The sequence below is a fragment of the Legionella sp. W05-934-2 genome (assembly GCF_964199965.1).
Taxonomy (GTDB): domain Bacteria; phylum Pseudomonadota; class Gammaproteobacteria; order Legionellales; family Legionellaceae; genus JAFIFT01.
The window spans coordinates 19,574-43,085 of sequence record NZ_CAXMZT010000009.1; the positions used below are offsets into that span (position 1 = coordinate 19,574).

The following is a 23,512-nucleotide window of genomic DNA, read 5'->3' on the forward strand; positions in this document are numbered from 1 at the left end:
CATTCTTACCCAAACCAGAGTTTCTTTATTTTAAATCAGCCCGGATTCAGGCGCAGCCGAAATCCGGGATATTGAGCGTCTCGCATCCCGGATTTCGTTTCACTTCATCCGGGCTGGCATGCCCCTTCATTGATCAAATATAAATCATTTTACACAAACTTAACTATATTTGTGCTATTTATGCTCATTTTAAGCAGCTATATCCGGTATAATGAAAGTTATCCATCTGCTGTTTGCATACATAAGGATGTCCTATGAGTATTATATATGTTGGCAAAGGTAGTTACACAACTGATTTAGAATCTGGGTTTTCTGGCGTTGAAGACTGGACTGGTCAACCTATCTCACCTTTGGTGACAGATAATATAACTGGGGCCATTCCAACAAATGATTGGTGGTCTTCTTTACTACAACCCATGTTTGGTGATCAACATTCAGCTCCCCTATTTGCCCATCCGTTGGCAGTAAAGGCAGAAGCGGATGGTCTAGGTATTGGTTATACCGATACTGCATTTATTCATAATGCAGCAGATAAGCCGTCAGTGAAATATGAATATGCCTATCGTCCTGACTTAAAAGTAGGAATTGAAGGACTTTCTGCTGAACATACATTGGTAGATGATTTTTCTGACTGGACGGTGACTTCAAAATGGTCTGATAGTGACTCCGCAAACTCGTTCAATGCGACGATTGGTCATGGAATGCCGTTTGTGTATTTCATCCGAGATGGAGATGCGAATGCAAGCATTGAAATTATAGAACAAGCGCCTCTAAATGCCATTGGTCAACCTAATAACACCGTAAAAACCTTTGAAATTGACGGGATTAATGGTGATTATAATGGCGGCGAGATCCAGTTTTCAATATTACTCAATGCTTATGGGGAGCAGGCACGTGTAGTGGGTGATGTTGCTCAGGTTAAAATTTCTATTGATAGTGATGGCAGTGGTCAATATGATTATACGCAAACGTATGACTTTATACCCCTTGATGCTGCCACTGATACGTTTGAGGCATATACTCATACTGAGGAGCGAGGCGATGGTGCTAGCACATTTGGTCAGTTAGCAGATTTAAACAACGCCTCTATAAAAGTGGAAGTTTGGCAGCCTTTCGGAGATTGGGACTTACAACTGGAAACAGGTGTGAGCTCGTTAGTCCACCTTCCATTTGATAATTTAACGACAACCTCCGAACCAATACCTGATTGTAATTTATATCTTCATTCGAATGGTGAACTTGCCACTCTTGCCCCTGCTACAGAAGTGATTGAGTTTGCAGAAGCTCTATCTGGCAGTCCATCGTTATGGAATGGTGCCGGGCATATGTGGTATCACGAGGATGGGGTGATAGGTATAACCATCAATGGAAGTCATTATGGGATTTTTGCTCCCAGTTCTGCGACATGGCAGTTTGTTGATGGCAAAATTCAATCTGATTTAAATGGTGCCAATTATTTCTCTGTCGCTGTGTTACCAGACAATGAAATTGATACGTTGTTATTTTTCAAAGAGCATGCCTATGCATTTGTCACAGATACCACCGTTAGTTTTAGCTATGATCAGGAAACGTCAGAAGTCCTGACAAATTTTGAAGTACACACAGATCTTAAAGAAGCAGGGTTTTCAAGCGATCCGCTGTTAAGTTTATATCGACATCAGTGGCTCAATACCGATAGTGAGTTAACCAGCTATAGCTATCAATCACCCCGTGGTGAGATGAAGTTGTTATCTGGCAGTGATTTTTCAACCACCATGCAGTATCACGGCGTTTTACCAAATCTGCCATTGTTTATGGATAATTCACAAAAGTTGCAGTTATACGATGAGATTGAGTTGGCCTATCAAGAACTACTCGAGCGACCTATCAAAATTCCTGGTCAAGATACTTATTGGGTTGGCAAAGAAATATCGAAATTAGCTGAGCTTGCGAAAATTGCCAGTCAAGTTGGCCATACAGATGCCCTTGAGGAATTTGTGAACACCATCAAAGCTGAGTTAGAAGACTGGTTTACAGTGGGAGAGGGTACGCCAGAAAAGCCAGATAAGCATTTTTATTATAATGAGGAGTGGGGTGTTTTCCAAGGATTACCCGCTAGCTTCCATTCAGAAACACAAATCAATGATCATCACTTCCATTATGGCTACTTTGTTAACGCGGCAGCAACCATCGCACGGTTTGACCAGCAATGGGCTAAAGATTGGGGTGGCATGGTTGATTTGTTGATTGAGGATGTTGCTGGGCTCAATCGAGAGGGTAATTTTCCCTTTTTAAGAAGCTTTGACCCTTATGCGGGTCACTCCTGGGCTTCAGGCCATGGTGCATTTGCAGCGGGAAATAATCACGAGTCATCTTCTGAGGCAATGAATTTTAACGGGGCGTTGATTGAGTGGGGGGCGTTCTCCGCTAACCCGAAAATTCAGGAGTTGGGTATCTATCTCCATACCACAGAAAAAGAAGCAATTGAGCAATATTGGTTTGATGTCGATGATGTGGTGTTTCCTGAGGGATTTTTATATGGTGAAGTTGGCATGGTGTGGGGAGATGGTGGCGCTCATAGTACCTGGTTTTCAGCTGAGCCTGAACATATACATGGTATCAATTATTTGCCCTTAACTGGCCATGCATTATATTTAGGTCATCACATTGCAGATGCACAAGCAAACTATGAATCGCTAATCGCTCTGAATGGTGGGCAAGAAAATCAGTGGGTTGATTTGGTTTGGCAATTTCAGTCATTTTATGATCCCGATGCAGCAATTGATAAATTTTTGGCTAATCCAAACTACCAACCTGAAGAAGGTGAAAGCAAAGCGCATACTTTTCATTGGTTATATAACATGAAATCTTTAGGACAAGTAGAAACCAGTATTACTGCGGATACGCCTTTTTATGCTGTGTTTAATAAAGAGGGTGACCTTACTTATTCTGCTTTTAACCCAACGAATGAGGCCATAACAGTCACGTTCTCCAATGGGGCTACTTTGACGTTAGATGCAAATGAATTTATTGCCACAAATGGTGACAAAACTTGGTCTCTTATTGATGGTGAGCCAGTGGTAGCACCAGAGCGTGAACCAGAGCCAGAGCCTGAACCAGAGCCAGAGCCAGAGCCTGAACCAGAGCCAGAGCCTGAACCAGAGCCAGAGCCAGAGCCAGAACCAGAACCAGAGCCAGAACCAGAGCCAGAGCCAGAGCCAGAGCCAGAGCCAGAGCCAGAACCAGAGCCAGAGCCAGAGCCAGAGCCAGAGCCAGAACCAGAGCCAGACAGTGAAATCCATGGGGATGACAGTGATAACTTGATATATGGCACGTTGGCTTCTGATAAGATAATTGGCTTAAGGGGAAATGACACCCTTCACGGCTTACTTGGTGATGATCAATTACTAGGTAATGAAGGTAATGATACCCTCCATGGAAATAGTGGTCATGATGACTTAAGTGGTGGTGATGGAAATGATTTCTTGCACGGCAATGAAGGTAACGATTTCTTACAAGGCCAGCAAGGTAACGATCAACTTCATGGTAATGATGGCAACGATCGATTGTTTGGTGACACAGGCGATGACTTTTTATTTGGTAACGCTGGCAATGATATTTTAGTAGGAGGGCTTGGGCAGGATTTTTTATCGGGTGGCGCACAACAAGATATTTTTCGATTTGACTCTATACAGGATTCAACCTTCAACCATATCGATACCATTGAAGATTTTGTTCAGAACGAGGATATGATCGATTTATCTAATGTTGGCGTCACATGGCAAGATCTATCATTTCAATTTGAGAATGGCTATACCTTAATTGCCGTCAATGGGGAAGACATGCTTATTCGATTGTTGCGTCTTGTTGACCTAACTGAAGCAGATTTCTTTTTATCGAACAACCCAGAGCCAGAGCCAGAGCCAGAGCCAGAACCAGAGCCAGAACCAGAGCCAGAACCAGAGCCAGAGCCAGAGCCAGAACCAGAGCCTGAGCCAGAGCCAGAGCCAGAGCCAGAGCCAGAGCCTGAGCCTGAGCCTGAGCCAGAACCAGAGCCAGAACCAGAGCCTGAGCCAGAGCCAGAGCCAGAGCCAGAGCCAGAGCCAGAGCCTGAGCCTGAGCCTGAGCCAGAACCAGAGCCAGAGCCAGAGCCAGAACCAGAGCCAGAGCCAGAGCCAGAGCCAGAGCCAGAGCCTGAGCCAGAGCCTGAGCCTGAGCCAGATATAATTGGAACAGACAATGCGGAAACAATCCATGGTGATTTTAATAACAACCATATTGATGCAAAAAGGGGGAACGATACCATTCATGGTTTAGGGGGCGATGATATCCTTCAAGGTGGTGACGGCGATGATCATCTGCATGGAAATGATGGTGCAGATGAACTTTTTGGTGGTGAAGGACTAGACTACTTGTATGGAAACCTAGGAAATGACGAACTATTTGGAGGGGCTGGTGATGATTTCCTCTATGGCAATGAACAGGATGACACATTAACTGGAAATCAAGGTAAGGATTTTCTAGTTGGTGGTGCTGGAGATGATATCTTCCGATATCTCCAACTTGAAGATTCAACTCTGTCAGCAGCTGACATTATCGAAGGTTTTGAAAAGGGACATGATAAAATAGATATTTCCCACTTAAATATTAACAAAAATGATGTCGAAATTTCTTATGCCAATGGCAATACGTATGTCAGTATTGCCAACAAAGACTTTACTATTGAATTATTAGGCACAGTGCCCATAGATGACAGCGACTTTATTTGGTAAAAAATGGTCTGATCTGTCAGCTTTATGCTTTAAACATCCTCATTTTAGGACCCTTTGCAATATTCCATCGAAAAATAACTAGCGAGGGTTTCTTTGCTATTTATTAAATAAAATCTTAGTCCGCCCCCCCCCTATTCCGGTAACCCAGAGCGGATTTTTTGAGAAAAGTCAGTGCTGTCGTTTGCTTGCTGCGCTTTTTTATTTATATTTGACTGTTGACGCAGTTCGACGAACGGAATATCTGTTGGTTTTAATTGTCCCTGAGAATAGAAATAGCTATCGATTAACCCATTCAAGTAATGCCTAAAATCGATACGACCCACTCGCCCTGCTTTATTGGCATAACGGATAATATTGATAGTGCAGCTGTTACTTAAAAGGTGATAAAACTCTGGGTTGTCAGCCAATTCGTTAATACGTCTTAAATACACCAAAAATAACTCTCGCAGTTTTTGTTTTGACATCCTTATTCGATATAAATACACCTGTTCGTTTCTAAAATTTGTGCGAACGCGAACTATATCGCGCTCATCGCCTACCACATAAATTAATTCAAACTGCCTAAACATTGATGCAATCGGGGCAAAGCTTTCACCTATTTCCGGACGTGTTTCAATTGACACTGACAAAGGAGGCGCATTATCAAAAATAAAACTAACAAAGGTATGACCAACTGGCCCGGGCATAAAATATGAAATATATAGGTCAAGTCCGACTAAGTGAGATAATTGTACCGTGCGCTCTTCGTATTTAACCGTGAAATCATCACGACTGCGATAATCGAAGTTGCGTACACCCGTAATTCGCACCGTATCCCCATTAATATAGGCCTTCGGCATCACGGCGACCTCTTTAAGCCAGGGTCTGTCGTGAGAGGGTGTCATCAAGCTCCACCAGCTAATCAATAACCCGATATAGAGTAAGTAATAACCCCTTACCCATCGCTTCGTTTTTTCAAGCCAGAAAACCCAAATGCCAAATAAGGTAAATGAAATCGACAATACACCATTCACATAGGAAAGAGGCAAATCAAGTTTTATATAATACAGTGCCCCTGCCGCCCACAAGATAAAGCCAAGCTTTACTAAAAATAAACCAATTTGATAAAGCCAGTAAAAGGGCTTACCGTACCAAGGTAATTTTTTTTTATTCGAAACTGTTTTCATTCGCCCGCCTTTTAATTTGAGCTTTAACCATCATGACAAACCCATAACATCCAATTGCTGCCGCCACATGCTTGATTGTATGGCCACTCAAGAGCTTGAAATGATCAAATATAAAACGATCATAATATTCGGCTAATTTTGCTAATATATAAAAAAAACCCACGTATAGATAAGCTGTCGTCGGTGGATAAGGTTTGCGAAAAAGCACCAGAATCGCCACAATGATGAACATGGCATAAAATTGCACTAAAGCATAAGGGCGTAAATCACCAACCCCCGCCAGTTCGGTTGCATACCAATATACGACTGAGAAAACACCTAATACGATGAAAGGCAACAGTAAATAGAGCCCTAGCTTAGGGTGAATGCGTTGCATAATGGTTAAAGATAAAAGGGTCATAAAAATCACTGTCATTGGAATTCTATCCCAAACCAAAGTCGCATTATTAGGCGATAAATGATAATAAGTTGACCCGATACCCGTCAGGATAATCGCTATAAAGAGCAACGAATAGACAAAGGTATCAGGTTTGTTTGTTAGGCTATTTTTGTTCTTAACCAATAGAATTAAGCCATAAATTCCAAAGCTCAAAAACAACCCATTAGAGATGACATCAGCAAAGTTTGGGATCATCCAAAATACACGCGAATCTGAAAATTTATGGTAACTTTGCCACTGAGGAAATCTTGGCACCCATAATAAATATAAAATAGCTGGTATGACAGCTAACATGACATAAACAATATAGTTGATATGAAATCGTTTTGGCATACAATCCCTTGTATGAATTGGATGGTAACAACATTTAAAGCATATTATTCCATTCTAGGTAAAAAGAATATTTCCTGCAATTGGCAAATCATACCCACCATAACAAAATAGACATGATGCCTTTGCCTACACCATCGAGTACGACAGTCACCGTGCTAATCAAAAAGAATTAGGAATTGCCGATCTTTTTATACCGAAAAAATAACGTATCAGGAAATGTTTATATTTCGATAATTTCTTAAAGCCAATGCCAAAGCCAAAAAATAGATTCCAGCTATCAAATCAGATGTGTAGGCTAACAGGCAGGGGAAGGGAGTTGGCCGTCAACTAAAAAAATATCTCGGCTAAAATTTATTCTTGCTTGCGTATCATTCGATATGAAACCGATATCTTGATTTGTTATATTGCAGATCCAGTGTTCAATACTAATTGGCTTTTTAGACTGAAATGCTTTTGGCGAGAACAAGGCTATATTTAATCCTTTTTTTGGATCACGGGCAGATACAAATTGAAATGCTTCCAACTTTGCATGTCGCATTGAATTGCCTAATTCTTGCGTATCGGCATAGTATTTGGGGGATGTAATGATATGATGATATGGCTCAAAAGGCGGTTTATTTAAAAAGATCCCGTGAGCCGTTTTTATTCCAACTTTATAGCTTGAAAATCTCGTTAGAATGGTATCTGCGTACGGCTCTTGCATTCCTGCCATAAAAACGAATCGATAGTAAGCAGTCTCCGCTAACGCAGTTGATACATTGAGCGATCCATAAAATAAGCTGGGTTCTAAGCTACTGCCAAATCGTGACCCATATTTTAATGGCGGATATCGAAATGGTGTGATAAGCAAGTAGTCTAAGTCATCATAGCCTTTTGGTTTTTTAGGCTTTGTTTGTTCTAATAAATCTTCTAACACACCTTGTTCATCAATATTTTTAACCAGCGATAATGTCGCCGCTTTTTCCTGGTCTTCAACAACTCGGTGAATAGTTGCCATCATCGGAGTAATAAACTGTTCTCCTTTAACCGCTTCCCATATCTTTACCACTAAATCTTTCCTCTCACTGCATCTAAGTAATTAACAACGCGAGAAAGCCCCATAACCGTTTTCATTTCTTCCAATGGCACACCTTGAATATGATAATTATAGGTATTTAACCAGTGCGTCATTGCCTCTTTATTTCCACCATTGAGCGCATATAAAGCCCGATATACCCGAATTAATAGCAGCGCCAACTCGCCAGGTTTACTGGCAGGATCAAGTTCACCTTTTTTTAAGCATCGATCAATCGTATTTCTGTGTTGACCAATGATAGCGGCTAAGTCCTGGGCTTTAATTTTAATGTCATCTTTAAGCTTGTTTATAGCCGTGGCTAAGACATTGGAAGGATTCGGTGTCTCTACAATATTCATTACCCACCTCACAAATTAACCATATAGTGAATTATAGCATAATTTTCACCATATAGTAAAATTGTTTGGGCGAAGTTTATATGCTTCTATTTGTCCGGGCGGCGAGTTTTGAAAGTACTCCCGCTTTTCTTCGAGAAAATCTTTAAATTGTTCAGGAAATCCATCCAGCGACTGACCGTTAAATTCCGCACGCTGTCGCTGCCCTTCGTTGATAAAGGGATTACGTTCCAACATGCTTAAATTATTTTTCCATGGCCTTGCATGGAAAACCGCCTTACCCACTTCATCAATTGCTAAAAGCCTTTCCATAACAGCTATATCAGCCCTGGAATTAAAGATGTATTCTTTAAAAAACAGTTGGCATATAGAGACCCTATTAGTTGACTCTTGGGCAAAACGATGGTCACGCAAATACAGTTGCTGGACAAAATAAAAATACGCATCATAGTAGTCAATGTTTGCGTCATGAGGGCCACCACGTTTGTAGGAATGACCAATTAAATCGAATATAACTTCGCCATTGAGCAAATTAATAAACAGCTCTTGACGGGTATCATCCATGCTTTGAATATGGTTAAACATTTTATCTAATAGGGAATCTAACTTAATTTTGACGTCCTGTTCAATGTTCGATCTAAATATCACGATTAATTCATCGCGAATTTCATCTGCTAATCGCCCTAAATACTTAAGATCACCCATCAAAACGCTCCTCTTATTACTGTCATTTACTTTAACAAAATGAATGCAATATAAGATGTTTTGTAATGGATACCCATACAGGAATTCTACGGTATCTTAAAGAATCAATGGGATCAGACTGATTGAAATATTATTCAAAATTGGAGTTGAACATAAAATAATTTGCTTAAATCGAAATGATGTCTGATATACAGATAGAAAAACCCAGTGAACAATATCCATTGGCACACTGGGTTATTGACTAGGTTGGCATCTAATTCGCCAATGCATCCATTCTTTGGAGATAGTTTGTATCAGATTCACTTTCCCTTTGCTGCAAAAATGATGTTGATTCCTCTTTCGGTTGGTCAAAAAACGCACAGGAAGATTCTGAGATAGATGAACTTGATGTTTCTGCCATTTCAGGAGCCTTTTCTTGGCTTATTGGCGTTATATCGGAAGAATCATCACCATAGGTATAATTAGACGAGTCATCGCGATATGAATGATTATCGGATGAAACATTTCCCATGCCATTGCTGGTGTTTCTATTACTAAAGATGGAAGAAAAAAATCCCCAATAACTTTCCTTGCTCTCTTTTTTTTCAACTTCCCCTGTAGCAAGATTGATTCTCTCGACGTTATCTTGGCTATTTAAATTAGCTGCAAATTGAGAAGGTGTCGCCCAAGGATTTTTAGCTAAATCGGTCTTACCCCCAGTCACTAATAAATGTTCTGTCAGCGTGACGCAGTTATGGACTTCTACGCTCTGAGTTTTACCTGTTATATAAGGATAGATGAAACTTGGTAGTTTTACACCCGGTAGAAGTTGATAACGCAAATTACCTTCTTCGACTTCTTTTTCAATCCTATCTAGCTCATCCTCCATCTTTTTCTTATCAAGGCCATGTACGACAAATACTTTATCGGGTTGTTCTGGCACGATCTTGTCAGGTTCTAAAAGATTTGAAAAATCTGAAAACGGTCTAATTGCTTCCTGCCTACAATCATCGTCTAATTTTTTAGCAAAGGTGGCTTGTAGTGGAACAACTGAGGTAAATCCTCCTGCAGGTGTCGATTTCGGCCATATACTCAAATAATTATCTGACCCATTATTCAATTGAATTGAAACATGACCAAGGCCATTTAATCCACCTGACCAAACATAAACAGTAGCAGAATCGTCATCTATTTGAGACACCTCAAGTGCCTTTGCATTTTCATTACCCATATGTGATTTCCCTCATGATCTATCAGTTATTTATACAGCAAACCAACCAGATGTTGAACTTTAGACAAACATGTTTGTCATTTTTTTTGCAAAAATTATATGAAACAACTTAGCCGATTGCAAGGCAAGGTTTCTTATTATTGAAAAACCATTGCCTCACTTAGTCGTTAATATAAAATGTTAGGTTCTACATCACCGTGTTAATACCTACCATCCGTTATAAAGACAGTTGATATACACTTGGGCATGCTAGTTAATCATATTATCCATTCTCGTTAGATAAGCCGAATCGTCTTCCTCTGTTCTTTGTGAAATAAATGATTCTGAAGTGCTTGTAGAACTTGAATAACTTGTATCTACGTTGCTAGTATCTGTTGATGTTTCTGTTGCCTGAGTCGTTGAACTATTATCGCTATTCCAATAATAATCAGAATCGCTACTTGTTGAATAATCAGAATCATTACTACGCCAATCTGTATCATCGTTATGTGAGATTTCATACGCTGAAGTAGCGGTTACCGACATAATTGATTGGCTCGTAAAGAAGCTAAATGCACTACAAATATTATTATAAATGCTGCCCAAAAGACTTGGCTCTTCTTTAGTCGCTGTGGTTTTGCTTTCCTCTTTCGCAGCCACCATTGTTTCAGCATTTTGAATCAACGTTGGCTCTGCCTTCGTTTCACTGGGTTGGCTTTGCTCAGGCGCTTTCTCCGTGGTTTGATCGTTTGCCATTATAGCAGCAAAGTGAGTGTTAATACCGGATGGTGTTGGATAGGACAAAATGCCTTTTGGCCTCTTTATGCCAGCAGCTTCGAGGACTCTACAGATTGATTCAGCACAATTAATGACCTCAACTTTTTCCCTTTCTTCCTCAATTAGCTCTTTATCATACGTTTTCATTCCTAATAATATTCTAGCCGTAGAGGTATTTTTATTCAAAATTGTGGCAGTACCCTGCGTGACTACGTTAGGTGTTAAGCTGAAATGAGCATTTCCTGATTCCATTTTTTCATTTAACAATTTAATTTCTTCCATTGCCGCTTCCATATTAATAACCATTTCAGATAGATCATATGACGCATGAATCGGGCTGTCAGATTTTTGTATGTTAGGATGGTTAACTGCCATGATTGGAAATATATTGAAACTTGCAATGGCCAGGGGAGTGAATGGGGATAGATCGCTTTGTGGGTAAACACTAAGCTTAACGGTTTCTTCATTATGAGTACATTCAATGGATACGTGCCCAACTCCACCCACCTCTGGATGCTTGTGATAATTTAATATTAATTTGGAAGAGGTTCTTGTTACTTCAACTTCAACTTTGACTTCACTTTTCTCATTCATGATATATGTCACCTTGTATAATAGACATATGTATTATACTTGGACAATATTAAGAAAATATTAACAATCGGGCATTTATTGTACCATGTGAACAGATAAATTCATTGATTGGTAATTAAAGACCATTTTGCAGGGATTGAGCGCTATCCCAGACTGAGAAGTTTTGCATCTTTTTAAGAGAAATCATTGAGGTCAGAGTCTGACCCCAATGATATTCTGACCTGTTACATTTGAACTCCCTTCAATTTCTGACTAGCTTATCAATGAGCATCGTGCTTACAGTATTACAAGTGACATTCAGCATCGTTGCAATGGGATCAATGATAATACTAATAGCAGCAATTACCATTAATGCGGATGGTGGGAATCCATAAATCGATAAAATTAATAATTCACCTAACATTCCGCCACCGGGAATTCCCCCCATGACGGTACCAACAAGCATTGAAACCCCTAATGCCAGGATCAATACGTGGATTCCTGAAAAAGGAACATGGAAAAGCGCAAATATAAATGCAATTTTAAATATACCACCCATGACAGAACCATCTTTATGAATTAGTGCTCCAAGAGGAATGGTCGTTTCATAAACTTCTGGTTTAACGCCTATCATTTTTGAAGCACTTAGATTTGCTGGAATACTGGCTGCACTACTGCAGGTGGCAATGGAGGTAAACATGGGGAGCTGGATATAACGCCAAAATAAATAAACGCCTTTTTGTTTACCTGCCAGATAAGCAAATAAACTCAAACCGACAATAAAATAAAGCAATACACTGATATAATAGAGTACAGAAATTTGCAGATAATTTTGTACAATTTTCGGTCCTAACTCATGAACGATAGATGAAAAATAGGCAAAAAATCCGATCGGTGCTAAATACATTATAAAATTAAAAACTTGCATACAGACTTCTTCACCCGATTTTAAAAATAATGCAAAATCGTTTCCTCTTTCTTTAGCCTTGATGACTCCCATCCCGATAAACATTGAAAAAATGATTAATGGAAGGATATGTCTCGTTGAAAACAACTGATAAAACTCAGACACTGAAAATATGTTAATGAATTGTTTAGCTACATTAAGTTCTGGCCTGGGCAAAGAGTCTGTTAAAGCAATTGTCATATCCCCAGGGGAATAAAAAATTAAGATAACCCCCATGGCATACATCGCTGCTATGAAACTGGTGACAATAAAAACAAGAAACATCGAGGAGAAGATTTGACCTAACTTGCCGAAGGAATTGGTACTGGCAACAGCCGATGAAATACTAAAAAAAATTAACGGTACAATAATCATTAACAGCAAATTTAAAAAGATATCCCCAATCGGTTTTAACCAATAGGTGATATCTTCAAAATAATAGCCCGTGAACCCACCTGATATAATGGAAGATATGAGAATGATATGAAATAAATAGGATTTTAGTGTTTCGTTTGATTCGGTAATGACCTGGTTCATATTTTCTTTTTAACGAATGTTGACTAGGGGTATATAAGTAAATTAGTTGTAAGTCAATGGCTTTTATCATTATAAGCTTAATCGTGTATTTATTCTTGCGCAATTTCTTATCTGTCGCCAAATCGGAATGAACATTAAAATTCAGCCCGGATGCAGGCGCAGCCGAAATCCGGGATATTGATCTCCGAACATCCCGGATTTCGAGTCACCTCCTCCGGGCTGGTTTACTATGAAATTGACGATTTATAGGGACAATCACCAGGCTCTATATTCATATCAGGTTTAAGGATTGCAACTACCATCTACAGACGAAACCCCAACGCATTTGGTAATTGCTGGCAGGAATATACCCTTGAACTCTTGCTTCGTAATGACTGGTCAAAGCTTCAACGCCTGGGTTAACAAACCAGGCATGCGTATCATTTAATGAATAGGTCTTATCGACAAATACATAGCTGCCTAAGATGACATCGCCCCTTGTTGCTGATTATCAAACAACCCCTGCGCCATAATTCTGGGCGTCCAGGGGGAAGACTGTGTATCAAGTAAGTTTAAAGCCATCACTTGCTTAAAACTTACAGAAACACTTAGTAATGCCAATACTTTGACTAAAGGCTTTAGTTCAAAACGCTTTTTTTGTTCCCGTAGGCAGGGTGCTATTTTTGACTTTTAATCTTACCCACCTAGCTTGACTAATACAACCAGTAGGCTGCCATACAAACCAATTTTACAAACGCGATATTTAAAGAATCAATCGATCACTCAGAGTCTGACCCCATTGTTGTTTTGATGTTGTTATTGTTGAACTCGCCTTTTTTTCGTGCCCTGTCTAGCCCTAGTCCTTTTATTTTTTGGATTAAATTTCGGTTTAGTTCCCTTAATCTCAGCAGATGAGGTGGGTAAATTATGTTGAGGCTCAAAATCTTCAATTTCCTCACGCTGAATTTTCGTTTTGATCAATTTTTCAATGGAATGCAATAAGCCTACTTCATCCGCACTAACCAAAGAAATAGCTAATCCACGAGCGCTCGCACGACCTGTTCGGCCAATTCGATGCACATAATCCTCGGCAACTTGGGGTAAATCGAAATTTATCACACAGGGTAATTCGATAATGTCTAATCCTCTTGCGGCGATATCTGTTGCAACTAAAACATTTAATTCACCTGATTTAAATTCAGTTAATGCCTTCGTGCGTTGTGTCTGAGACTTATTACCATGAATAGCCGAGGCATGGATATTATTTGCGTCTAACTGCTTAACTAATTTATTTGCTCCATGCTTTGTCCGCATAAATACAAGCGTTTGCCTCCACTGATTGCTATGAATGAGGTGGCTTAAAAGTGCCGCTTTCCGACCTTTATCAACGGGATGGATAATTTGCTTGACAGACTTTGCCGCCGTATTGCGAGGCGTTACATTAATTTCTATGGGCTGACTTAAAATCCCTTTAGCTAATTTGCGAACCTCTTCAGAAAAGGTTGCAGAAAAAAGTAAATTTTGCCTGTTTTTTGGCAATAATTGTATTAACTTTCTTATGTCATGAATAAATCCCATATCAAGCATTCTATCTGCTTCATCTAAGACTAACGTATCAATTTGATCAAATTGAATGGCATTTTGCTGATGCAAATCAATTAATCGCCCAGGTGTTGCTACCAATAATTCAACACCTGCTCGCAGCCTCATCATTTGCGGATTAATCTTAACGCCGCCAAACACCACCGCGGAACGAAGTGCTAAATGGCGACCATATTTAACGATACTTTCATGTACCTGGGCCGCCAGCTCTCGAGTTGGCGTTAGAATTAATACCCTTGCTCGGTTACTTTTTGTGGGAGGTTTATTAGAAATATTTTGTAAAATAGGTAATACAAAACTCGCTGTTTTTCCCGTGCCTGTTTGTGCTGAGGCGATAATGTCTTTACCAGATAATATAGCAGGGATTGCTTTTAATTGAATGAGAGAAGGCTCATCATAGCCAAGTTCACTAATAGCCAGAAGAAGGGGTTTAATTAAACCTAACGATTGAAAATTCATTGTGTTCCTAGGTAATAAAGGGCTTTATTGCGAATACACAAATCAAAGCCAATGTGATCTATCAGGGAACAATTATATCATAAAACCCTTACTTATATACGTGTAAACATATATAATGACGTGGTCAAGCAAATGCCAACACTGAAAAGCCTCTCAATATTAATGTTTAAAACGATAGACGATTAATCATTTCCTCAATAATTGAGTCTTGATTATTTGAAGTTTCATATGGGATATTTGCAATCAAGTCTTTAAACCTATCCGGATAATCTCACATAGAAAACTTTGGCTAACTTAAGGAAATCAAGTTTGGTTTACAATAGAGTGAATTTACGCTATGCCATGATGTTGATTTATTGATCATAAAAGGTATAATTTTCCCTTCCGCTTGGTGGTATAGAGAAATAGCTAGGCATGAAAAAACTTGTTCGCAAACAAAAAAAAATTCAGCAAGCTGTATCCAACTTTGATGTTCGCAATCAATTGATTCAAAATCTAAACCAATCTGCACAAACAAATTATATGCGCTGGATTATGGCCCTTTGGTTAGGCTCAAATACCCATTTCGCTGATTTTCTTCGTCATCAACCAATCTCTTTGAAGCGTGGATATATTTGGGCTGGCTACTATTGTATGGTTATACTTGATAATGCTGTCAGCTTACTTGGCCAAGGGAATGAAAATATAGAAAATGACAACATTGAGAGCATTAGAAGCTGCCAATTCAAGATACTTCAGTATCTAAATAATCATTATAAACAACTCGAAGAAAATCCAAATCAATTATACCGTTATATCGAATCTCAAATTCAAAACCTGCCAGAAAAAGGAGCGCATCACGATATATTAACCAAATCAAAATCATTGTGCCTTAGTAATTTAACGACCGTTTTACACGATCCAGAAAAATACTGGTTTAGACTTGATGAGTTTGCTCAATTAGACATAGTCAAGCAATCTAATCTTGGCGTTTTTGTCAACAAAAAAATAACCTGTTATGTTGACAAAAAGCTGCTAGCACGGGAGCGAACTTTTGCAGATCAGAATTATTGGGTTGATAAGTTGCTAGTCCCTACAAAGGATGGTTTGATAATAGATGGGTTATATGTACGAAAGAAAGGAAGCCATTGTAAACAGGTTGTTATCGCTTTAATAGGTCATTTTCCTAATGAATCGTTTTACATTTCAGACTCCATGCTCAACTATCAAAATTTATTCGACTCGGACATAATCTTTATCAATCATAGGAATTATTCGATTAATGCCGCAAAAAAAGCAAGCCATATCACGCAATTAGCAGATGACGTCGTTAGTTTTGCAGACTATTTTCATCAACATAATAAACAAGTAGTTCTTTATGGTATGTGTGGTGGTGCCCCATTCACGATTTTGGCAGCAGAACAATTAAAGCAAAAACAAGTGCCATTCAAAATAATTGTCGATAGATTCTCAACAGATTTTCAAAATTGGCTAGATTACAAAGCAATAACAAGAATATTTGATTACACCAAAGACGATAGAACAGCAAACACGCTATTTAACAATATCGTAAATTCAGAATATGCATTTATTATCATATTTTTGGTCAGTACGCTTCTTTTACTAGTAATGAAAGTGATGCTGACAATTACTCGTTCAAACATTAATTTTGGAAAAATTTTAAAAACCATCCCCGAAGAAGATCAGCTTGTGTTGCAAGCAAAATCACATAAACGACTTCCTAATAATGAGCCGGTAATTCAGGACATATATATTCTACCAGAGCGTGATCTTCGTTCATCACAAAAGGAAAATCGACAGCGAAACAAAACATGTTTCAGAAAATTAATTTCAATTTGCGAGGCAATATGTTCTATATTAGATGAAAAAAGTTCGTTATACCCTATTTTCTCTAGCTTTAAAGATGGTTTTCAATTTTTCATTGATCTCATAAATAATGAAAAGTTAACCTCTTCCCATGTCAAAGAAAATAATACCAAACCTATCGATGGACATATCAAGCGATTATTCGAACTGTCCACTAGAAACGACATCGAAAGTTCGGATAATAACGATAAATCCTTTGGCCTTGCAAATTTCTTGCAAGGCTTTTTTAAGAAGCTTCCGTCAAATTGGTGCCAGAAATTATTCAAAATCGAACCTTATTCTGTTCAACAAATAGAACGTGCGCTTAATCATTCCAGCAACCGCGAAGAATCATTTACTGAATCGGACCAATTGCCCTTGCTATTGCAGCAGTTTTTCACTGAAATCGTTTCTGCCCAAAAACCCATATACAATTATGCAAAACGAGCAAAAGTAATGGAACGCTATGATTTATCCCAGACGATATCACAGCTGATGTCAACCAAATTCTATCAAACGTTGAAAGAGTCTAATGTACTTACCCATCAGGAAAGCTATTGAGCCCAACCACACGATAAAACCATTAACCATGAAGTTATCAGGTTTGAGAATCATTAGAATTTAAATTATAAAAGGAGGTAATTCCTTATGGAATTAGTATTAATGCTCCCAGTTGATCAATGACAACCGGTGGAAGGGGTTAAACGAGAGGAAGCGCAAAAATCGATTCTTTCGTTATTGCAAAAGCTTAGAGGTTCTGGGATGCCGGAAGAATATATCCTGAAGTTAGACGGCGATTGCCATTATGAGATAAACCTGACCTGTACTAATATCGAAAGCGTTTTGAACTATGCCGATGGCTCGTTTTCTGGTTCATCGAAAGCAATGTCGTTTCATTCCCTGGGATCGATGATCGAGCAGACCAGCATCAAAGAAGTACACCTTTTCAAAACAGCAATTCAAGACTATTCAAGCCGATTATATCCAGAAAATCTGCCTGCTTATGAGATGCTCGTCCCTTCCAAACCTGAGTCAATGCTAAGGCAAACCCTCCAAAACAATCTAGAAAACCATCTCATCTTTAACCCCAGACATTACCACAATTACCGTCCAGCAATTGATGATCGATTGTCTGACACAGATATTGCTAACTCATTTGATTGCCCTGAGAACATATCGAGCTCATTAGAACACTCATTCGGACACGCCTGGAATACTTAATAGAATACCTTCCTACGGGCCGTTCTCTCCCTGTCCATCAATCCAATCAATTTGAGTTCAATAATGGCCGACTGGATAAACTATATCTAGAATCCGCTCGAAAAGGGATGCTAAACGCATCCATTTATTTGCGATGGACATGGACCCCGAAGCAAAGGAACAGATAAAGAGCAAAAATTAATAAATTTACGCAAAGAATATTATTTATCCAGTGACAACGCCGAACAACAGCGGTTGATAGATGCTTTCGAGATAAATCTGGAAAATCATGCAAGTACTTATTTAATCTTTGGAAGCACTGCCTCAAAAGCTGCCTATGATGCCGTACTAAATAGCAAAGCGTTTAACCAGAATTTGCTATTAGGGGCCTGCCCCTGATATTCTAAATAAGCAAAAATAGCTTCTAAGATACATATTTATGTTTAACTGATTGTTAAATAATAGATTTTTTAGTCCGCCCCTATATAAGGTTACCCCTTCAGAAAAATGGAATATATTGTAGTGGTCTATCAATTTATTAGATCTTGAACCTACCTTAGGACAAAATGTACTATATTTATACATACATGCTAGGGAGTTTATTATGCGTCCATTCATACTTGCCATAGGCATCATAACCTCAACTTTTCTTCTCAGCAGCTGCGTGGTAGCAACAGTTAGCCCCGTGGTCCCAGCCTATTCACCCGGATATACAAGTGTTGGCATCTATACCTATCCTTCTTGGGGATATGGAGGCTACTATCCTGGTGGACTAAGTTACTTTGGCGGACCAGGATACTATGGGGGATTTGGGGGATTTGGTATGGGCTTTGGTGGCCCCGGTTTTGGCTTTTGGTAAATAGGTGCATTAACTACGCTTGCTTATTTTCTTAAGCGTAAGCGATCGGCGAAGGAGTTATTGTCAAATCTGGTGTCCATCAAACCAAGGCAATATCATCATGGCATAGTGGCTCGGTTTGGGATAATATCGGCCATAGTTAAATGTAATGACAGCATGTGGAGCCCGGATGAAGTGAAACGAAATCCGGGAGGTTCAACGCATAATGCCCTAGATTACGGCTACGCCTGCATCCGGGCTGGTATCTTCAAATGGTCGGCGATTTAGCTTAATCTCAAGGGCACTTGGGATGGGAGAAGAGATCTTGTAAACGGTCTGTAGCGTAGATTAGGACCTTCTCCTGTGCATAGCTAATTGTTATCTAAACCTGTACGTTTGGAATATCGGACAAATACTCGCGCAAACAACGCCTTTTTTGCGGATTTTCTGTAACCCAGAGAGGAAGGCTATCATGCCCATTGTCCAACGCCAGACTCACAAACGATATTGCATCTGGATAATAAATTGAAAGTGCCTCAGCCAGGTTCGTGGGCTTTAGGGCTATCTCAACCAACTCCCAATACATCTGGTTACTAATACTTTGCGCCATCATCTCCGGTGCAAGACTTTGCATCTTATCGACCGCGCGTGTGGCGATTCGCATCTTCAAAGTCTCAATAAAATTATCAGGCATTTCCAAGATCTCCTCCAAATGCCCTATCTCATGACCAAGTTCGATTAGTAAAACACGCTCACACAGGCCAGCATAATTAGCCACGGTTTCTAGTAATGTGGACAATAAAGCCTTGTATCTCGCGATTATCGCTGCCAGATCATTGATTGGTAATATAAAACTTTTTTAGGTTTTATTTGTCTATTTATCGAGCATTGTAATATACATCACGCAAATCAGTATGCAAAAACACCCGCGGATAAATGGGTTTTTCCAACACTTATGGGGAAGTCAGCCTTCGCTCGTCTTCAGCCGCCAATGGTTGGCCAACACCCCATTTGTCGCGTGTGTGTCGCTATTTCTTAATGTATTTTAAAATTCAATTGGCTTTGAAAAACACTCTTTTATTATAAAATACTTAACATGTATATATTTATCGCATTTATTTGTAACTTTGCTGTTGTTTGGTTGAGGTTATGTCTGCCAGATGGTGTGCGTAGAGTTGCCTCTGAAAATATTTCTCTGAGAAATCAACTGGTTTCTTTGACACGCAATAGTAAAAGAGCACCTAAGCTAACAGCCGGTGATAGAACTATATTTGCTATTTTGGCATCGCTTATTGGCGCAAAACGCTTATCACGAATAGCTATAGGGCTAAAACCAGCAACGATATTCAAGTTTCATCAAGCATTAGTAAAGCGAAAATATAGTATTCTGTTTTCAACTAAAGTCTATAAAAAGCCTGGGCCTAAAGGTCAATCTCAGGATTTGATGATAGCCATTCTTGAAATGAAGAAACGAAACCCAAGCTATGGCTATCGATGAATTGCGATGCAAATATCCAATACATTTGCTGTTGATATTGATTAGGATGTTGTTCGCAGGTTGCTGAATACACAATATAAAAATCATCCTGATAATTATGATGGCTCGTCATGGCTCACTTTCATTGGCCATATGAAAGATAGTCTTTGGTCAATTGATTTGTTTAAGTGTGAATCAATCCATCTAGAAACCCACTGGGTAATGGCTGTATTGGATCAATTTACGCGAAGGGTGATTGGATTTGCCACTCATCAAGGTGAACTCACTGGCGTTGATATATGTTGCAGGTTTAATCGAATAATTTCAAAAAATACATTGCAGAAAATTCTTCCATGAATATTTCGCCGGCGAAGGCAAGCTTGTATTTGGTGTTTTGTAAACAGACTTTCTATCAGACGATGCAGAAATTTCAGGTGAGTTTTGTGCGGCCAAAATTAGCATTTTGCAGGATTTTTGGGATATAATAAGCATGAGTTGCGGACGTAGCATGATGCGTTTACTGAAATGAAAAAATGTTCTTTACAAGCTCCTTTTATCAAAATCGATGAGGTGGATAATTTAATTAACTCCTGTCCGCAGAAAATCATCTTTTTGAAAGACAAAAATTCCCGCTATATCATTGGCAATGAGCTGTATGCGCAAAAATATGGTTTTCGAACGGTGGACGAGTTTAAAGGCTTAACCGATAAGGATTTAAATCCAAGGCACAACAGACTCTATTTAAATGATGATCAGGCTGTTGTGAAAACCCTGCGCCCAAAGAATATCTATAATCCTGCATATTATCCCATCCATGGTGATGTTTTTGTTGAAGGAAACATTGCACCGGTCGTCAATAACAATGAAGAGGTGGTGGGTCTCCTCGGAATGATAGAAATAAAAGAGCATCTGCTGGCAGGCTCCTTTTTGTCTGTTTTGCGGTTTATTTGTGATAATAATCTTGGAAAATACCTTAGACAGAATCAGTATGAAATCAATTCACTGCAAATCAGAATATCAAAGAATGAATTAGTTTGTTATTTTTATTCGCAATTACTGAATTTGAGTACCAAACAAGTCAGTCAACTCGTCAATTTGAGCCCGCGAACGGTTGAAAAATATATTGAAAGAGTCCGGGACAAAAGAGCTGAATTACCAGTCCATGTGTTTAATGAGCTCATTCAGCAGCTCATTTTAGATAATTTGTCGTAATTTCTACGATTCTGCCTATCAGGCAAAATCGATAGACTCCCTCTTGTACCATTTCACCTAAGGCATGGCAGCCTGTAATGGGTTAAGGCTGTCCGATGGCACATTAAAAAGTAAGCGAGTGCATTAATTACGCCGAGGTGAGACGTAATGACAAAGGCGTAGTTCGCTAACAAACATAAGCGTAGTAAGGAGAGCTAAAAATGATACAAGATAGTTTCAATTTGAAAAAAGATAAGGCAATATTGCTATTATTATTATTTTCCATGCTGTATGTCACTTTGAAGGTGACCTGCAACCCCCTTTTTTTTAGACAAATAGAGTTAAAGCTTTTTTTCGTTGATTACCCCATAAAATTAACCGGTTCAGCACTTGTCTATTCGTTTATCTATGTTATCAGTGACTTAATTGCATTGTTATCCAATCGTAAAACGGCTATTTTTATTATTTTATGCGGTATTGCCTGTGACGGATTGTTTTCATCAACCTTTTACCTTCTTTCGTCCATTGACATCCCATCGGTTATGAGCAGCAGCGAGCTGATAAAAACACAATCATTTAACCTTCTGGGCGCTGAAATGTGGAGACTGTTCTATCATGGCCTGGCCGCTGCCACTGTGGCTTCTATTGGTGAAGTTTTATTGTTTTCCCTGCTTTATAAAAAAATAAAGAGTTTTTTTGCTTCGACAGCACTGAGTGTGATTTTTACCTTATCTTGTCATAATCTTATTACAGATTATCCGATGCTTAAACATGAGCCTGACGCATGGAATTTAATCATACATAATCTAACGATTAATATCTCGATAATGGTTCTTTATGCTGCTATTGTTTCTTTATTTATTAACCTGGAAAGGCGCGTGTTAAATTGAGCTTAAGCGCATCATTATCCATAATTTCAATTTTTTTATTGAGGGTATTGGTCGCTATATTCTTTGCCTCACTCAAAGAATGCATTAAATAGCTGCCGCATTGATACAGGTTGGCTTCAGGTATTTGTTCTGTTTGGAGGATGTCCTGCATGGATTTCTTCCATGCTTTGGCAATCTCCATTTCGCCTGGGCAACCCGTCACACTCATGTAAAAACCGGTGCGACAGCCCATTGGCGAAATATCTATTATCTGGCAGTCTTGAACCTTTAAATGCTCTCGCATAAAGCCTGCAAATAAATGCTCAAGGGTGTGCATCCCTTTTTCAGGTAATTTTTCTACATTAGGTTTAGTAAACCGCAAATCGTAAACAGTTATGATATCGCCATTGGCTGTACGCAAATCTTTTGCTTTACGCACCGCTGGAGCCGGCATCAGGGTATGATCAACAGTAAAGCTTTCCAGTAATGGCATTGCAAATGCTCCATTGAAACTCATCGAAAATCAATACGATAGCAGATTCGTATAGAACACACCAGACTGACTGAAATCATACAGCCATTCCAAGTGGAATGGCTGGGCTTTTATCAGTGCATGCTTTTGTGAAAGGCGATTTACACAAGAATGCAGCTGCCAGACGGTTGTGGTTCTGCCTTTTTAACGTGTCCTTCTCGAATTACTAGTTTTCAATCAAAATTTAGTAACTAAATCTAAAAGCAATAATTTTCATCACCAATCTGATAAACTGTTGCACATGAAAATAGTATTCTACCTGCTATGCAGCACTTTTCGGTCACTGTTACTACTCCTACGACCAGGAGGAAGCAAAACTCTCATACTAGAAGATCTTCATCTCAAGCAGCAACTTATCGTTCTCTCTCGAAAGCATAAACGCGGTCCCAATCTATCAAGTATTGACAGGCTTCTATTTGGCGCTCTTTCTTCTCTATTACTTACCAAACGTCTCAGTAAAATTGGCATTATTGTTAAGCCTGCAACACTACTTAACATTGGTTAACAGAAAACACGACTTGATGAAAAAAATAAACCAGTTTAAATACTGTTACAATTATCATCGGTCTCACTCCCCAGTAAATGGTAAAACTCCTGGGCTGGTTAACGATAATTGCATCAAACCTATCTTATTAATAAAGAAATTTTCGTGGAAAACTCATTGCAAGGATATGTTTCAACTACCGATAGCTAC

Annotated in this window: 18 protein-coding genes; 7 read left to right on the plus strand and 11 right to left on the minus strand. The window is 39.1% G+C overall.

The annotated features are described in order from the left end of the window. Positions 1–254 precede the first annotated feature (254 nt). Entirely contained in the window at positions 255–4,751 is a 4,497-nt protein-coding gene (locus AB3348_RS10865) for a glycosyl hydrolase (RefSeq protein ID WP_367607645.1), read from the plus strand. Between the two features lie 131 nt (positions 4,752–4,882). On the opposite strand, the gene AB3348_RS10870 is transcribed toward AB3348_RS10865, so the two are convergent. The 9 genes from AB3348_RS10870 to AB3348_RS10910 all read right to left on the minus strand — a co-directional run bounded on the left by AB3348_RS10870 (position 4,883) and on the right by AB3348_RS10910 (position 14,866). Next, entirely contained in the window at positions 4,883–5,917 is a 1,035-nt protein-coding gene (locus tag AB3348_RS10870; RefSeq protein WP_367607646.1) for a DUF4105 domain-containing protein, read from the minus strand. After that, positions 5,898–6,689 carry a ceramidase domain-containing protein gene (locus AB3348_RS10875; RefSeq protein WP_367607647.1) on the minus strand — a complete coding sequence of 264 codons (792 nt, stop codon included), beginning with the start codon at positions 6,687–6,689 and terminating at the stop codon, positions 5,898–5,900. Before AB3348_RS10875 ends, AB3348_RS10870 begins: the two co-directional genes overlap by 20 nt. A 295-nt stretch (positions 6,690–6,984) precedes the next feature. Then, on the minus strand, positions 6,985–7,737 hold the full coding sequence (locus AB3348_RS10880; protein ID WP_367607648.1) for an RES family NAD+ phosphorylase: 753 nt from the start codon (positions 7,735–7,737) through the stop codon (positions 6,985–6,987). After that, on the minus strand, positions 7,737–8,102 hold the full coding sequence (locus AB3348_RS10885; RefSeq protein ID WP_367607649.1) for an MbcA/ParS/Xre antitoxin family protein: 366 nt from the start codon (positions 8,100–8,102) through the stop codon (positions 7,737–7,739). The genes AB3348_RS10880 and AB3348_RS10885 overlap by 1 nt, the downstream gene beginning before the upstream one ends. Before the next feature lie 45 nt (positions 8,103–8,147). After that, a complete protein-coding gene (locus tag AB3348_RS10890; protein WP_367607650.1) occupies positions 8,148–8,804 on the minus strand; it encodes a hypothetical protein in 657 nt (218 codons plus the stop codon). 253 nt (positions 8,805–9,057) lie between these two features. Then, the gene (locus AB3348_RS10895; protein WP_367607651.1) at positions 9,058–10,014 is read right to left on the minus strand and encodes a hypothetical protein; all 957 of its coding nucleotides are present in this window, start codon (positions 10,012–10,014) and stop codon (positions 9,058–9,060) included. A gap of 249 nt (positions 10,015–10,263) precedes the next feature. Then, positions 10,264–11,364 (minus strand): hypothetical protein, encoded by a 1,101-nt coding sequence (locus tag AB3348_RS10900; protein ID WP_367607652.1) that lies wholly within the window; start codon positions 11,362–11,364, stop codon positions 10,264–10,266. Positions 11,365–11,605: 241 nt separating this feature from the next. Beyond that, complete coding sequence (locus tag AB3348_RS10905; RefSeq protein WP_367607653.1) at positions 11,606–12,826, minus strand: dicarboxylate/amino acid:cation symporter; 1,221 nt, start codon at positions 12,824–12,826, stop codon at positions 11,606–11,608. A gap of 795 nt (positions 12,827–13,621) precedes the next feature. Then, positions 13,622–14,866 carry a DEAD/DEAH box helicase gene (locus AB3348_RS10910; RefSeq protein WP_367607654.1) on the minus strand — a complete coding sequence of 415 codons (1,245 nt, stop codon included), beginning with the start codon at positions 14,864–14,866 and terminating at the stop codon, positions 13,622–13,624. Positions 14,867–15,280: 414 nt separating this feature from the next. Between AB3348_RS10910 and AB3348_RS10915 the strand changes: the two genes are divergently transcribed. From AB3348_RS10915 to AB3348_RS10925, 3 genes are all read left to right on the plus strand, one after another. Further along, positions 15,281–17,272: a hypothetical protein gene (locus tag AB3348_RS10915; RefSeq protein WP_367607655.1), complete on the plus strand. Its 1,992-nt coding sequence runs from the start codon at positions 15,281–15,283 to the stop codon at positions 17,270–17,272. Between the two features lie 129 nt (positions 17,273–17,401). Continuing rightward, the gene (locus tag AB3348_RS10920; RefSeq protein ID WP_367607656.1) at positions 17,402–17,932 is read left to right on the plus strand and encodes a hypothetical protein; all 531 of its coding nucleotides are present in this window, start codon (positions 17,402–17,404) and stop codon (positions 17,930–17,932) included. A gap of 583 nt (positions 17,933–18,515) precedes the next feature. Continuing rightward, positions 18,516–18,770 (plus strand): hypothetical protein, encoded by a 255-nt coding sequence (locus AB3348_RS10925; RefSeq protein WP_367607657.1) that lies wholly within the window; start codon positions 18,516–18,518, stop codon positions 18,768–18,770. Between the two features lie 361 nt (positions 18,771–19,131). Here AB3348_RS10925 and AB3348_RS10930 read toward each other — a convergent pair whose 3' ends face one another. Beyond that, positions 19,132–19,527: a hypothetical protein gene (locus AB3348_RS10930; protein ID WP_367607658.1), complete on the minus strand. Its 396-nt coding sequence runs from the start codon at positions 19,525–19,527 to the stop codon at positions 19,132–19,134. Positions 19,528–19,845: 318 nt separating this feature from the next. Between AB3348_RS10930 and AB3348_RS10935 the strand changes: the two genes are divergently transcribed. The 3 genes from AB3348_RS10935 (at position 19,846) to AB3348_RS10945 (ending at position 22,307) form a co-directional block, all read left to right on the plus strand. Next, the gene (locus tag AB3348_RS10935) at positions 19,846–20,247 is read left to right on the plus strand and encodes a hypothetical protein (RefSeq protein ID WP_367607659.1); all 402 of its coding nucleotides are present in this window, start codon (positions 19,846–19,848) and stop codon (positions 20,245–20,247) included. Between the two features lie 504 nt (positions 20,248–20,751). Further along, on the plus strand, positions 20,752–21,438 hold the full coding sequence (locus AB3348_RS10940) for a helix-turn-helix transcriptional regulator (RefSeq protein WP_367607660.1): 687 nt from the start codon (positions 20,752–20,754) through the stop codon (positions 21,436–21,438). Positions 21,439–21,638: 200 nt separating this feature from the next. Then, positions 21,639–22,307, plus strand: a complete 669-nt coding sequence (locus AB3348_RS10945) for a VUT family protein (RefSeq protein WP_367607661.1) — start codon at positions 21,639–21,641, stop codon at positions 22,305–22,307. On the opposite strand, the gene luxS is transcribed toward AB3348_RS10945, so the two are convergent. Next, positions 22,279–22,779, minus strand: a complete 501-nt coding sequence (gene luxS, locus AB3348_RS10950; RefSeq protein ID WP_367607662.1) for an S-ribosylhomocysteine lyase — start codon at positions 22,777–22,779, stop codon at positions 22,279–22,281. The genes AB3348_RS10945 and luxS overlap by 29 nt on opposite strands. Positions 22,780–23,512: the final 733 nt, after the last annotated feature.